13 protein-coding genes and 1 pseudogene are annotated in these 14,720 nt (G+C 52.9%); all 14 read left to right on the forward strand.

The window, feature by feature from the left end:
• The first annotated feature begins 2 nt into the window (after positions 1-2).
• Positions 3-1,016 (forward strand): hypothetical protein, encoded by a 1,014-nt coding sequence (locus tag AAIE03_RS05625; protein WP_033770454.1) that lies wholly within the window; start codon positions 3-5, stop codon positions 1,014-1,016.
• A 16-nt stretch (positions 1,017-1,032) separates the two neighbouring features.
• Positions 1,033-1,860 (forward strand): type VI secretion system accessory protein TagJ, encoded by an 828-nt coding sequence (locus tag AAIE03_RS05630; protein ID WP_019106469.1) that lies wholly within the window; start codon positions 1,033-1,035, stop codon positions 1,858-1,860.
• On the forward strand, positions 1,850-2,425 hold the full coding sequence (gene tssE, locus AAIE03_RS05635) for a type VI secretion system baseplate subunit TssE (RefSeq protein WP_013026236.1): 576 nt from the start codon (positions 1,850-1,852) through the stop codon (positions 2,423-2,425). Before AAIE03_RS05630 ends, tssE begins: the two co-directional genes overlap by 11 nt.
• A 2-nt stretch (positions 2,426-2,427) precedes the next feature.
• A complete protein-coding gene (gene tssF, locus AAIE03_RS05640) occupies positions 2,428-4,305 on the forward strand; it encodes a type VI secretion system baseplate subunit TssF (protein WP_498562859.1) in 1,878 nt (625 codons plus the stop codon).
• On the forward strand, positions 4,302-5,351 hold the full coding sequence (gene tssG / locus AAIE03_RS05645) for a type VI secretion system baseplate subunit TssG (protein WP_013026234.1): 1,050 nt from the start codon (positions 4,302-4,304) through the stop codon (positions 5,349-5,351). Before tssF ends, tssG begins: the two co-directional genes overlap by 4 nt.
• A 53-nt stretch (positions 5,352-5,404) precedes the next feature.
• On the forward strand, positions 5,405-8,014 hold the full coding sequence (tssH, locus tag AAIE03_RS05650) for a type VI secretion system ATPase TssH (protein ID WP_498562860.1): 2,610 nt from the start codon (positions 5,405-5,407) through the stop codon (positions 8,012-8,014).
• A gap of 29 nt (positions 8,015-8,043) precedes the next feature.
• A complete protein-coding gene (locus tag AAIE03_RS05655) occupies positions 8,044-9,507 on the forward strand; it encodes a serine/threonine protein kinase (protein ID WP_014605527.1) in 1,464 nt (487 codons plus the stop codon).
• An 11-nt stretch (positions 9,508-9,518) separates the two neighbouring features.
• Complete coding sequence (locus AAIE03_RS05660) at positions 9,519-11,726, forward strand: type VI secretion system Vgr family protein (RefSeq protein WP_498562861.1); 2,208 nt, start codon at positions 9,519-9,521, stop codon at positions 11,724-11,726.
• Positions 11,727-11,735: 9 nt separating this feature from the next.
• On the forward strand, positions 11,736-12,110 hold the full coding sequence (locus AAIE03_RS05665) for a DUF3592 domain-containing protein (protein WP_028722773.1): 375 nt from the start codon (positions 11,736-11,738) through the stop codon (positions 12,108-12,110).
• 206 nt (positions 12,111-12,316) lie between these two features.
• A pseudogene (locus AAIE03_RS05670) lies at positions 12,317-12,697 on the forward strand (DUF2169 domain-containing protein); the annotation flags it as partial.
• A gap of 49 nt (positions 12,698-12,746) precedes the next feature.
• Positions 12,747-13,124, forward strand: a complete 378-nt coding sequence (locus AAIE03_RS05675; RefSeq protein ID WP_058707449.1) for a hypothetical protein — start codon at positions 12,747-12,749, stop codon at positions 13,122-13,124.
• Positions 13,125-13,229: 105 nt separating this feature from the next.
• Complete coding sequence (locus AAIE03_RS05680) at positions 13,230-13,610, forward strand: hypothetical protein (protein WP_145033866.1); 381 nt, start codon at positions 13,230-13,232, stop codon at positions 13,608-13,610.
• A gap of 201 nt (positions 13,611-13,811) precedes the next feature.
• Positions 13,812-14,186, forward strand: a complete 375-nt coding sequence (locus AAIE03_RS05685; protein ID WP_089529281.1) for a hypothetical protein — start codon at positions 13,812-13,814, stop codon at positions 14,184-14,186.
• Between the two features lie 94 nt (positions 14,187-14,280).
• Positions 14,281-14,673, forward strand: a complete 393-nt coding sequence (locus AAIE03_RS05690; protein ID WP_058707276.1) for a DUF3592 domain-containing protein — start codon at positions 14,281-14,283, stop codon at positions 14,671-14,673.
• Positions 14,674-14,720: the final 47 nt, after the last annotated feature.

Raw genomic sequence — 14,720 nt, forward strand, 5'->3', positions numbered from 1 at the left:
ACATGAAATATGGATTAGTGGGCCTGACTGCATTGCTGTTGAGTACACATGCCTTTGCAGAGAACTATCGCATTGTGCAGTCGCCAACTCAGAAACTGGATGTCTGGATTGATGATGTAAAAGATAACCAGCTGTCGAGCTGGTGTAAGAGCACCGTAAACCTGCGCATTGTGACGCATGGCGATAAAGATGCGTCGGTGCTGAGTGATTTCCTGCCGCGCGTTGCGGGCTTGATGGCCTCACAATGTAAGCCGTTACAGCAGCTGCACTGGCAATTAACCGATACCGAGGGCGCCGCACTGGCCAATGGTACGGCCGCGAAAGCGCAGCAGTGGAAATCGGTGGTGACTCCGCCTGCCGCTGCACAGCCCGTTCAACCGGTTCAGCCCGCCCAACAGGCGCCGGTGCAGCAGGCGCCCGTCAGCCCGCCCGCCGCGCCTGTCGTGCTGAATTCGCCAGCGGCGGATACCACACCGTGGCTCCAGTTTAGCTTGCTGGACGGTTGCCATTTCCGCACCTGGTGGCATCAGCCCTCGCAGGCCAGCGCCCTGTTTGTGCCGGCTAAGCAGGGCGTCACCTGCGGGAAAGATGGTTGGTTAAGCGGGCACAGCACACTGACCCAGACGGGCAAAGACGCGACCAAATCCGTTTCCGTGAGTTTTCTGCAGGGGTTCCCGGTTGCGGGCCTGAACGATAAACAGCAGGTTGATGAACTGACCATTACCACGGTTAACAGCGAACGCATGGTGCTGAGTGATGAAAAGTCACCCGACAGCTGGCTGGTGTTGCCATTTAGCCAGCAGTTTAACGGCTGGCAGGCGATAAACCAGGTGGTGGTTGAGATGCCCGCCAGTGAAGCGGCAGACGAAAATGCGCTGCGTGCGCGCCTGCAGGAAGTGCGTAAGATCTGGTCACCCTGGTTAAGCAGCCCTGCATCCATTAAGGTGCAGTTGGTGGAAAAACTGCATCCGGAACTCAAAGATCCGGCCGCAGCCGTGTATCGCACCATCAACTAAGGCATAAGGAGTTTGAATGGACTCATTACAACAGCGACTGGCCAATGCCACCCTGGCGGAAAACCTGTCCAGCATCACTGCACAAATCCAGGCGAATCCGGCTGATGCGGATTTACGGGCGGCGTTTGTGCAACTCCTTTGCCTTGACGGTAACTGGAGCAGGGCGCAGACACAGCTGAAATCCTGGCTGGCCATGCTGCCTCAGGCGCAGCCCACCGTGACCTTGCTGCAACAGGCCATTGAGGGCGAACAGAAACGTGCAGCGGTTTTGCGCGGTGAAGCCGAGCCGCAACTGCCGGGAAGCGCCTGGCCGTGGTGCCAGGTTTTACTGGCCGCGCTGAAAGCGGACATAGCGGGCGACAAGGCCGTCGGTGCGGCATTGCGTGCTCAGGCGCTGGAAAGCGCAGAGGCGAGTGCCGGTACGGCCACAACCCAGGAGGGGGAAAGCCAGTTCGCCTGGATAATGGACGGTGACAGTCGCTTCGGACCGGTCTGTGAGGCCATCGCCAATGGACACTATTACTGGATCCCGTTTGCTGCCATCAGTGAAATAGAGTTTCAGGCTCCGGCAAGCGTCACGGATCTGGTCTGGCGCCATACTCGCCTGCAGCTGGTGGACGGAAGTGAGCAAATTTGTCAGATTCCGGTGCGCTACCCGCTTCAGGACAAGGCTGATGAACGCTTCCTGCGGGCAAGCGTAACGGAGTGGCAGGAATCAGGCAGCGATGACGGTCAGTTTATCGGTCACGGGCAAAAGATGTGGCTCAGCGATGAAGCAGATTATCCCTTACTGACGCTGCAGCAGCTTATTTTCAACGAAACTGAGTTACCTCATGAGTCGTAATGACAATTCGTCCGGTGACGGCTATTCGCAGCTGCATGGCGGCTATCGTGCGCGCAAAAATCGCGACACGCTGACGGCGCGTGACAAACTGCAGTCGTCCCTGCTGGACAGGCTGACAGACGACGCGCCAGATAAAACCACCGAGTCAGGCAACAGTTCGATTATTACCCACAGTACGCTGCGACGTAATGTTCTGCGCGATCTCCAGTGGTTATTCAACACCATCAATAACGAGGCGCAGCACGATCTGAGCGACCTGACGGAGGTCCAGCGTTCCGTGCTGAATTTTGGCGTGGCCCCCCTGGCCGGACAGAATATCTCGGACATCGAATGGCAGGATATGCAACGGAAAATGACCGATGCCATTCTGCACTTTGAGCCACGCATTTTACCCCAGGGCTTACAGGTTCGCTGCGTAAGCGACCTGACCTCTCTGAGTCTGCACAACGTACTATCGATTGAGATTAAAGGCCGGTTATGGTGCGTGCCGTACCCGCTGGAGTTTCTGTTCCGCACTCAGGTTGATTTAGAGAGCGGCCATTTTGAACTACAGGATGCAGGTTAATCATGGACAGCAAGCTGCTTGATTACTACAACCGTGAACTGGCCTATCTGCGCGAGATGGGCGCGGAGTTTGCTGCCCAGTATCCCAAGGTCGCCGGGCGGCTTGGTATGCGCGGCATTGACGTCGCCGATCCTTATGTCGAAAGACTTATGGAGGGTTTCGCGTTTCTGACGTCACGCGTGCAGTTAAAGATGGATGCCGAGTTTCCACGCTTTTCTCAGCGGATGCTGGAAATGGTGGCACCGGGCTACCTTTCACCTACGCCGTCGATGGCCATCGCCCAGCTCACGCCGGACAGCCGCAAAGGCGATATCAGCAACGGTTTCTTAGTGCCGCGCGGCACAATGATGGAAAGCCAGAACCTGAAAAAAACGGGCGTCACCTGCAGCTATACCACCGCGCACGATGTGATGTTACAGCCCCTGCGTATCAGCGATGTGTCGTTAGGTGGCGTGCCAGCGGATATCCCGTTAGGCGAGTTGAAAGCGGGCGGCTCGACGGCGGCGTCCAGCGCCCTCCGTATCCGCATCACCTGCGAAGGCATTTCATCGTTAAGCCAGCTCAGTCTCGATGACGTGATGTTTTTCCTGAGCGGACCCGATATCCAGGCCCTGAAACTGATGGAGCTGCTGATGCAGCATCGTGTCGGAATCATCCTGCAGTCCGTGGAAGCAAAACCGCAACGTCAGGTTCTGCCGGATGACGCGCTTCAACAGGAAGGCTTTTCGACCGAGCAGGCCCTGCTGCCCGACGATCTGCGTAATTTTGACGGCTACCGCCTGCTGCAGGAGTATTTTGCATTCCCGGCACGCTTCCAGTTTATCAGCCTGCGTCAGCTGGCGCCTTTCCTGCAGCGCTGCGATAACGCCCTGTCGTTTGATATCGTCATCCTGCTGGATAAGGCCGATGCGGCGCTGGAAAGCGTTGTCGACAGCGCCCATCTGGCCCTGCACTGCACGCCGGTCATTAACCTGTTCCCGAAAACCGCCGAGCGGCTTAAGGTCAGTGACAGTCAGCACGAGTATCACCTGGTGGTCGATAACATTCGTCCGCTGGACTATGAGATCCATTCGGTGAAGCGCTTGTTTGCCTCTGTCGAAGGACAGCGCGAAGAGCAGATCTTCCGGCCGTTCTGGAGCACCTTCAGCCATGACGGCGGGGATTATGGCGCGTATTTCTCCCTGCGTCGTGAACAGCGCACGCTCTCTGAGCACGCGTTGCGCTATGGCACCCGAACAGGCTATATCGGTTCTGAAGTGTTTCTCTCCCTGGTGGATCAAAATCATACGCCGTGGAACAACGATATCCGCTATTTGTCTGCGGAAGTGATGTGCACCAGCCGTGACCTGCCTTTGATGCTGCTACAGCAAGAGCAGGCCAACTTTGTAATGCCGGATTCCATTCCTGTCGGGCTACTTAAATTGTGCAAAGGCCCGACGCCACCGCGTCCGGCGCTGGCTGAAGGGCTTTCAGCATGGCGACTCATCAGTCATCTGCAGATGAACTATCTGAGCCTGATGGACAGCAGCGATGGCGAAGGGGCTGCGGCACTGCGCCAGATGCTGAGCCTGTATGCCAGCCTGGCCGAAACGCCGCTAACGCGTCAGATTGACGGAATTCGGCACTGCAACCTCAAAGCCGTTCACCGCCGGGTGCCCGAGCCGGGCCCCGTGGTGTTTGCGCGCGGGGTCAGCATTGCGCTTGAGGTGGATGAGCAGGCGTTTTCAGGTGCCAGCCCCTGGCTGTTCGGCAGCGTGCTGGAGCGGGTCTTTTCTCGCCTTGTGGCGCTTAACAGCTTTACCGAATTCACCCTGAGCAGCCAGCAGCGCGGCGAAGTGGGCTACTGGCCGCCGCGCATGGGCAAAAAGGCGCTGCTATGAGTGAGACGGCGCACGTTATTCCCCTACAGCGGGCGGTGCGTCTGCCTGACGGTTTCTGGCAGGCCGTGATGGCCGCGCCCTGGCGCTATGATCTGTTTCAGCTGCTACGCAAGCTGGACGCCCAGAGTGGGCAGCGTTATGCCTTAGGTAAAGCGCCACTGCCCAAATTTGAGGCCGTGCGTCTTGGGCAAAAGCCATCCCTGGCCTTTGCACCGTCGACCGTATCACAGGTTAAAGCGCGTGAGCAGGACGAACGCTACGACGTCTCCATTTACAGCTTTGGGCTGTTTGGTCCCAACGGTCCTCTCCCTACGCACCTGACGGAATATGTACGCGGACGTATCGATCACCATCAGGATCACAGCCTGAGCGCTTTCGCCGATCTGTTTCATCATCGTGCCACGCTGCTGTTCTACCGTGCCTGGGCTAATTCACAGCCAACCAGCTCCCTGGATCGCCGCGACGATCGGCGGTTTCAGGATTATCTGGCCTGCGTGGCCGGTATTGGGTTACCGGCCCAGCAGAAAGCCAGTTCGCTGAGTCTGCATGCGCGCCTCATGCTGTCAGGGCATCTCAGCCGCCACGGTCACGATGCCGAAGGGCTGGTACGCATTTTGCGTCACTACTTTGCCGTTCCGGTTAAGCTGCAACAGAACGTGCCGCAGTGGTTATCCCTGGACAGCCGCGATCAGGCCCGTCTGTCGGCCGGTCGGCATATGCCGCGCCTGGGTGAATCGGCCTTTCTCGGTGTGGCCGTTCGTGATGTACAGCATCGTTTTCGTCTGCGTATCGGTCCACTGAGCGCCGAGCAGTACGAACGTTTTTTACCCAACGCGCAGGGCGCTTGCGAAGTGCGTGACTGGGTGCGCCACTATCTGGGTATTGAGATGCAGTGGGATCTCAGCCTGATTCTGGCAGCCGATGCCGTTAAGGGCGTAACCCTTGGCGGTCAGGCGCGGCTGGGCTACACCAGTTGGCTTGGACAGCAACCGCAGCCTGTCGATCGTGAAGATTTTGCCTTTGAGGTTGAAGCTACGCCGTCATAGCCCAACCGCTTTCCCCGATAGTTAGCCCGCTTCTTTCAATAAAGAGAACCGATATGTCAGAGATCAGCCGTGCCGTGCTATTCGGCAAACTGGATACGCTGTTATTTACCTCGCTTGAGAGTGCGACCGCCTTTTGTAAACTGCGTGGCAACCCCTATGTTGAACTGGTGCACTGGTTGCATCAGCTCATGCAGCAGCAGGATGGCGATCTTCAGCAGGTGATTAAGCATTTTTCACTGGATGAAAACGCGCTGACGCGGGATATCGTCGCTGCACTGGACCGCCTGCCGCGCGGTGCGGGTGCGGTGTCCGATCTCGCAGAACACATCGACAGCGCCGTTGAGCGCGCCTGGGTTTATGCATCACTCAAATACGGTGCGACCCGCATTCGCGGTGGTCACCTGCTGATAGGTATGCTGAAGACCTTTACGCTCGCCAGCGTCCTGAAAGGCATTTCACCCCAGTTTTCACGCGTGAACGCCGATGCTTTACTGGAGCAGTTCGATACCTTGCTGGCGAACAGTAAAGAAGTTCAGCAGGCGCTGGTTCAGCCCGCAGGCGATGCTGCCGCCACTCCGGCGGCGGGCGACAGCACGTTAGCGCAGTATGCGCAGGATCTGACCGCGCGAGCGCGCGACGGCAAAATCGACCCGGTTGCGGGCCGTGATGAAGAGATCCGCCAGATGGTGGATATCCTGATGCGCCGTCGCCAGAACAACCCGTTACTCACCGGTGAAGCTGGCGTGGGTAAAACGGCGGTGGTAGAAGGGCTGGCGCTGCGCATTGCCGCCGGTGATGTACCGGCACCGCTTCGTGACGTGCAACTGTGGCTGCTGGATATTGGTATGTTGCAGGCAGGCGCCGGCATGAAAGGCGAATTCGAAGCGCGTTTACAGGCCCTGATTAACGAAGTGCAATCCAGCCCTACGCCGATTGTGTTATTCATTGATGAAATTCATACCCTGGTCGGTGCAGGCGGTCAGCAGGGCACAGGCGATGCCGCCAACCTGTTAAAGCCGGCCCTGGCGCGCGGACAGTTGCGCACGATTGGCGCAACGACCTGGGCAGAATACAAGAAATACATCGAAAAAGATCCTGCATTGACCCGCCGCTTCCAGACCGTTCAGGTGCAGGAGCCGGATGAAGCAAAAGCGATCCTGATGCTGCGCAGCACCGTGAGCGCGCTGGAAAAACACCATCAGGTGCTGTTACTGGATGAAGCCGTCAGTGCCGCCGTTAAGCTCTCTCACCGTTACATTCCTGCCCGCCAGCTGCCGGATAAAGCCGTAGCCTTACTGGATACCGCCTGTGCACGCGTTGCCGTCAGCCAGGGCGCACAGCCTGCCGCGCTGGAAGACTGCCTGCACCGTCTGGCCGCGCTGGAAATCGAAGCGGAGATCGCCGAACGTGAAGTCAAAGTGGGGCTGGGTGATGAAACCCGCCAGGCCACGATTGCCGCCCAGCGCGCTGCCCTGGAAGCAGAGCGCGATGCGCTGGACGCCCGCTGGCAGCAGGAGCGTGAGCTGGTCGAACAGCTGATTGCCCTGCGCGCGCGTTGCGTGACCGAAGGCGAAACTTCCCTGCGCGAGCAGCTCGATGAAACCCGACAAAAGTTGCATGCGGTTCAGGGTGAAGCCCCGTTACTGTTTGCTGCCGTTGACGCCAGCGTCGTTGCCGCAGTGGTATCCGACTGGACCGGCATTCCGCTGGGCCGGATGGTGAAAAACGAAATTGACGCCGTGCTTAACCTCGCGGACACGCTGAATCAGCGCGTAATTGGGCAGCGTCATGGGCTGGATCTGATTGCCAAACGCGTTCGCACCTCACGCGCCCGACTGGACAATCCCAATAAACCGGTCGGTGTGTTTATGCTCTGTGGCCCGTCAGGCGTCGGGAAAACCGAAACCGCGCTGGCGCTGGCCGAATCGCTTTATGGTGGAGAGCAAAACATCATCACCATCAACATGAGCGAGTTCCAGGAAGCGCACACCGTTTCAACGCTGAAAGGTGCCCCTCCAGGCTATGTAGGTTACGGTGAAGGCGGTGTGCTGACGGAGGCCGTGCGTCGTCGTCCTTACAGCGTCGTGCTGCTGGATGAGATTGAAAAAGCGCATCCTGATGTGCATGAGCTGTTTTTCCAGGTATTCGACAAAGGCTGGATGGAGGATGGAGAAGGGCGCCACATTGATTTCCGCAATACCATTATCATCCTCACCTCTAACGTCGGTACGCAACTGATCAGTGCGCTCTGTGCCGATCCGGAACTGATGCCGGATCCTGACGCGCTCAGCACCGCTTTACGTAAACCCTTACTGGAGGTGTTCCCGCCTGCACTGCTGGGCCGTCTGCTGGTGGTGCCTTACTATCCCCTCAGTGACGAGATGCTGGCAGAGATTGTTAAGCTGCAACTGGGGCGCATTGTTCGCCGCCTGGAAGAGAACCACGGTATTGAAGCCATTATTGACGATTCGGTCGTTAGCCAGATCGTGCAGCGTTGTACGGAAGTGGAGTCTGGAGGTCGCATGGTCGATGCCATCCTGACAAATACCCTGTTGCCGCAGATGAGCCAGATACTGCTCAGCGCCCATGCTCGTGATGAACGTTATCGTCGCGTGCAGGTCAGCTGTGATCAGGGCGAGTTTGTTTGCCAGTTTGCTGTCTAAAGCCGTTTGTTATCAGAGAGCTTTCGAATATGTCGGAAAATGATAATCACCAGAATGTACCCAATGCCCTCCCGATTGGTTACCGGTTTAATGAGTTTGAAATCAAAGATGTCATCGGCGGTGGCGGTTTCGGCATTGTCTATCGTGCCTGGGATCACCAACTGGAGCGCGATATCGCGATTAAAGAGTTTATGCCCGCGTCGCTGGCCGTGCGCAGCGACGACCTGAACCTGGTATTGCGGAGTGAGCGATTCAGTAAAACTTTCCATGCGGGCCTGAACAGTTTTATTCAGGAAGCCCGTCTGCTGGCACGTTTTAATCATCCGAACCTGCTTCACGTTCTGCGCTTTTGGGTGCAAAACGATACGGCCTATATGGGCACGGTGTTTTACAGCGGCACCACGCTGTCTAACATGCGTGAACGCCATCCCCATCTGATTGATGAGAACTGGATACGTCGCCTGCTGCCACCGCTGCTGGGTGCCATCAAGACCATTCATGATGCGGGCTATCTGCACCGCGACATCTCGCTGGATAATATTCAAATCCAGAGCAATGGCGATCCGGTATTACTGGATTTCGGCTCCGCGCGCAAAACCATCGGTAACCTTTCTGATGAAAGTGAAACCATGCTGCGTCCGGGCTATGCGCCGATTGAACAGTACAGCGATAACGATGAAAGCGAACAGGGCGCGTGGACGGACATTTACGCGCTGGGGGCCGTGCTGCACACGTTAATCACCGGCGCACCGCCGCCGGTCAGCGTGGTGCGCAGTATTGAAGATAATTATCAACCGCTCGTGCAACGCGCACCTGCGGGTTACAGCGCAACGCTGCTGGCAGCGGTCGATAGCGCCTTGTCCCTTAAGCCGGAAGATCGCCCGCAGAGCATTGATGCCTTCGCGGCCTCAATGGTACTGCCAGAAAAAGCGCCTGAACCACTGCCTGAAATGAAGCAGAGCGGGCCGGGGACCATGTTGGTACCGGTTCAGGAAGAGGATGAGGCGGCTGCCACTCCGGCAACACCGCTGAAAAAGCTGATGCGTCACCGCTTTGCTCTGCCGGGCCTGGTGGCTGCAGGTGTGTTGGTGGGGGTTTGCGTCGGTGTCCTGATGGCGGGCGGCGACAAAGAAGGTGATCCACCTGCCAATGTCGCACAGACCGAAACGGCCCCAGCCACTCAGGCACCGGCTGAACAACCTGCTGCAACGCCTGTGCAAACCCAGACCGCCCAGGCCGAGCCGGAAAAACCTCAGGAGCCGGTTGCACCACCGCCTGAACCTGTGGCGCAGGTTTATATTAAGCTCCAGCCCGGCGAGCGTGTTCAGGTGAATGGTAAACCGCAGGCAGTGGTTCCGGCAGCCAATGGTTTTGCGGCACTGCAGCTGGCACCCGGCAACTACACGTTTTCTGTAACAGGTCAGGGTGGCGAACGTGAACAAACGTTGACCATTAATCAGCAAGGCGTCTGGTTACTTGATCCCCATAGTTAACAGGTATGTCTATGTTCTCACGTATTACTGTACAACTTCCCGCACAAGGACTGCTGTTCCGACGTCTGAGCGGCAGCGAAGCGCTGTCCCAGTCGTTCGTGCTGCAAGCGGAGCTGCTCTCCACCGACGCGCGCATTGATCGTAAGTCGTTGCTGGGCAAGCCGGTCACGTTCACGCTGCCGACGGACGGCCTGCTGAGCGCGGCGAGCCCGCGCTACATCAACGGCAAAATTACGCAGATAGGCGTGCGCAGCGAGGAGCTGGGCGGCGTGCGTTACGCGGTGTACGGGCTGACGGTGGAGTCGGATCTGTGGCCGATGAAGCGCGACCGCAACCTGCGCATCTTCCAGAGCCAGACGGTGCCGCAGATTGTGCAGACGCTGCTGAAGGAGTACGGAGTGAACGTGGAAACGCGCCTGGCGGGAAGCTACCGGGTGTGGGAATACTGCGTGCAGTATCAGGAGAGCAGCTTCGACTTTATCAGCCGGCTGATGGAGCTGGAGGGGATGTACTACTTCTTCCGGCACGAGGCGGACAAGCACACGCTGGTGCTGTGCGACGCGCCGGACCAGCATCAGGCGTTCCCGGGCTACGAAACGATAGCATACCACGTGACGCCGTCGGGCGGCAGCGTGACGGAAGAGGGCGTGAGCCAGTGGGCGCTGTCGGAAAGCGTGACGCCGGGGATGTACAGCACGGACGACTACGACTTCCGCAAGCCGAACGCGTGGATGCTGCAGGCGCGGCAGAACCCGGCGTCGCCGACTCCGGGCTCGGTGGACGTGTACGACTGGCCGGGTCGCTTCGTGGAGCACGGTCACGGCGAATACTATGCACGCGTCCGCCAGGAGGTGTGGCAGGTGGAGCACCACATGGTGAGCGGGAGCGGCACGGCGACGGGCATCGCGCCGGGCTACACTTTCGCGCTACTGAACGCACCGCACTTCAGCGACAACGGCAAATACCTGGTGACGTCGGCGCACTACGACTTTGAAGAGAACAGCTACGCGAGCGGCGACGTGGGCGCCACGCGGCACAACATCGACTTCAGGGTGCTGCCGGCGGCGGTGACGTACCGTGCGAAGCCGGAGACGCCGTGGCCGAAGACGCACGGCCCGCAGACGGCGAAGGTGGTGGGGCCGAAAGGTGAGAGCATCTGGACGGACAAATACGGCCGGGTGAAGGTGAAGTTCCACTGGGACCGCCTGGCGAAGGGCGACGACACGAGTTCGTGCTGGGTGCGCGTATCAAGCGCCTGGGCGGGTCAGGGCTTCGGCGGGGTGCAGATCCCGCGCGTGGGCGATGAAGTCGTCGTCGATTTTATCAACGGCGATCCAGACCGGCCAATTATTACTGGCCGTGTCTACAACGAAGCCAGCATGCCACCCTGGGATCTCCCCGGCGATGCTACACGAATGGGCTTTATGACACGGAGTAAAGACGGACATCAGGCCAATGCCAGCTATCTGTTCTTTGAAGATAAGCCGGGCGGGGAACTGCTGAATATGCATGCTGAGAAAGACATGAATATTTCGGTGGAGAATGATAAGACCGTTGCTATTGATGGGTCGCGTACAACTACCATTGGCAAAGAGCAGAGTGATGAAGTAACAGGTGATGCGACTTTTCATTATAAACAGAAGCGGACTACCTTCGTTGATGGCGCGGAAATAAAAACATTTAAAGATGGTGAGGATGTTACTGTCATAAATGGTCGAAAGTTAAATATTAAAAATAAAGGCGACGAAATTGACATAACTGGCGGGCGAATAACCAAAATTCGCGGTGGAGATGATTTAACCGTCCTCGATGGCGGCTATATTAAAAAGATCAAAGCAGGCGGAGTAGATTTTACAGTTAATTCTGGTGGTTGGACTCAGAAAGTGTTGGGTGGCGAAACTCTAATTACATCACCTAATAAAATCACCATTCATAGTGATACAGAAGTAAATATTGATGCGCCATATTGGGTGACTAATGCCCATGGACATCAGGAGAGTTATGTTGGTATTTCATTGGGGGTTGCTGTTCAAGGTACTGATTTCAAAGGCTTGAGTATGTCATTTACACCCTTAAGCTTTGGTATGACAGGTATAAAATTAGAAAATAATCCAGTTACCTTACATTTCGACAATGGTATGAAAACACGTGTAGCTGGAGTGGAGTTTGATTCTTTGGCTTTGAGTTTACGGGCTGCGGCCGCGTTTATGTTTATCTGAGAGGAAGTTATGAGAATTTTTGCAAATATTATTGCAATTTCTGGGTTTGCTATTTTTGTTTATATTATTTCATCAATGCTTATTCGCGACATTAGAAATAAAAAAGAAAAAGAAAATATTCTTACTAACGGTGTTGATACTCAAGCTATAATAACTAATGCATACGGTCGATCAGGAGGGAATTCGGGGTTTATCAATGTTACATTAACGTTGGAGTTTAGGGCGGAAAATGGTGAGGATATAATAATTAAAAAGGATTCCGTCATAAATTCCATGGATGTGAATAAGTACCAGCCTGGTTCTAAAGTTAAAATAAGATATTATAAGGCTGATCCTAAAAAAATCATTGTGGATATTCCTAACCCTCTTGATTTAAGAAAGTGACCTCAAATCGCCTGGATAGTGAGAAGAGAGTTGTAGGGCTACTCTCTTTTTTAACTTAGAATAGCCTCCAGGTTTTAATAAGTTATTTTTTAAAACCTGATTTGATTCATTAATTTAATCGCAACCGAGATTTCACCATCTTATTTGTTACCAACCAGTATTAGGTTTGGTACTTTTTAATATGTTATTCATAACGAGGCCCAGGCATGAAAATTATCAAACCTCTCCGCCTGAGCGTACTTAATCGTCCTTTTCGCTGGCAGGGTAAAAACCATCTTGGCGTTACCGTGCTGGCGTTAGCCGATATGAGTGATAACCCGAAGCTCCGCCCGGAAATGGAGCTTTGGCAACTGGCTGCCAGCGAGTTACAGACCAGTGGCGGCGTCCTTGATTTGGCCATCCCGAAAGTGTGTGCTGAGTTTCTGGCGACGGGCAATGCCTATACACATCATCAAAGCGATAAAACCGCCTGCGCGGCAAAGATTGAAGTCGATACGCTAAGCAAGTCGCTGGCGGTATTTGGCGATCGCTACTGGGTTGGAAATAACATCACAGCGCCGCAGCCCTTTGAACAGATGCGGCTTGATGTCGCCATTGGTTTGCTTCACATGTTTATCTAAAAGAGGTTTTGTGAGAATGATTCCTGATAATTTGTCTTTGTTAGCCATTGGTGTGACTGTGTTGCTTATTGTTGTCTCACTAAAGGGAATTAAAGGGCAAAAAGAAGATTCTTTAGAAGTTAAATACTGGTTGTCCAGAAATTCATGGCAAGGAGAGTTAGAGACAGGAACATTACAGTCATGGAGACAGACATCGATAGTTAATAACTATGATCATTATTATTTGCTTGCTTTTGAAGCTGATATTGGTGGGTCTCAAGGGATTTACAAGGCTGCTACTGTATTAAACGCATCAGAGGTAAGTAAATTGAGAAAAGGTCTCAGTTTGACTTTTAAGTACCAGGGAGTGCCACCAAAAAAAATTGCAGTTATTGATGTTTCTTTTGGAAATTGATTTTTTAGAGTGAAATTTGAATCTTTTGCATTTAATAAATATCATTGAGAACACACATATATAGAAAGAATTTTTTCTCTTCATGTTATTTAATAAGATTGATTTATGTCAATATTAAGTGTTCTAAATGTTGTTTTAACTATTTTGATTATTTTTATATCTTATTATTTTGCGAATAAAATAGTACGATGCTCTCATCAGTTTGAAAAAGCTGTCACCAAGAATGGCAGTGACGTGCAGATAATTATATTGTCAATGAAGCAAAACGGTCTTTTTCTCAATAATAATCCAGTAGTGGAAATGAGCTTGAGAGTAACGGACTTACATGGGAAAAGTTGGTTAGTCGAAAAACACGAAGAAACAGTATTGCTAATTGCGCTTGATAAATATCAGGTTGGCGATGTGTATGAAGGTAAGTTCGATATAAAAACCAGTAGCATTTTATTTGTTAAAGATGAGAGCGGGAAACCAGTAAGGGCTAAATAATAATATTAGGCTCTGGTTTTATTGATGCCTGTGTATCTTTAACTGGTGATGTATAAAAGCAGATTATGACTGCTTTTATATGATTTTGCGCTGATGTCTTTAATTTTTAAATGTTGTAATCATATTAATTTTTGTTTTTAGTGAATTATACCTTTTGATTAACGTAACGCTCATAATGGCTGAACTAATCAGGTTATATATATGACTTTTTTAACTGAGGCCCCTTTTTTGATTGGCGTTATCATTACGCTTTGTGCGATTGCGATATCATTCTCTGTGTTGAAGCCTGATAAATCACAATTGAAAGGGATTAAAGAGTGGGTTACTCGTGACGATTGGTCAGGTGACGTGATCATCGTGACTGCGTTAAATTGGTGTCAAAATGATACCAAGTACGGCGATGAATATTTTTATACTTTTTATTTTAATGCTACCATTTATGGTGTTAAGAAAAGATATTCTGCTATGTGTGCCGTTAAATCCAGTCAAATACATAAAATAAAAAAAGGAATTAAGATTTCTGTGAAGTACAGTTGTGGTGATCCACCTAAAATGGCTGTGATTAATCTCGAATAAGATTTATTGCCCTATAATTTTGACGGCCTTCAAGAATAATCTTCATGCGGTGAATGACTATGTTTAGGTATAAAAATATGCTTCAGAGGTTGTTATGAGTGCATCAGAGAAGGGATGGGCAATTTTTGCTGCAGCCGTTTCAGTCTTTGTTCTGTTTCGTATGGTAAACGTTTTCACCAGAATTTTTTTGCCGCTTATTAAAAATGGTTTCGTGCAAGCTAATATTATCAAAACAGGTATTGCCGCTAATGCTGATATTATTTCCACACAACAGACTACGGTTTGGAGTGGTGGTCAACCTGTTTATACAATTTGTGTTAAATTTAGAACCTTAGAAAATAAACAGATTGAGGCCAGTATAATGCGGAACTTAACGCTTGAAGAGATTGAACGGTTTAAACCAGGAAATGGTACGATCATAAAATATGATCCTAAAAATCCCAAGCGAATTGCGCTCTATGATAAACCTCTCATATTGGAAAGGTAACTTTCATCAGGTTTTAAGCATTTTTTGTAATTAAAAATTCGCGTTTG

Source organism: Pantoea sp. Ae19-2 (assembly GCF_059801205.1).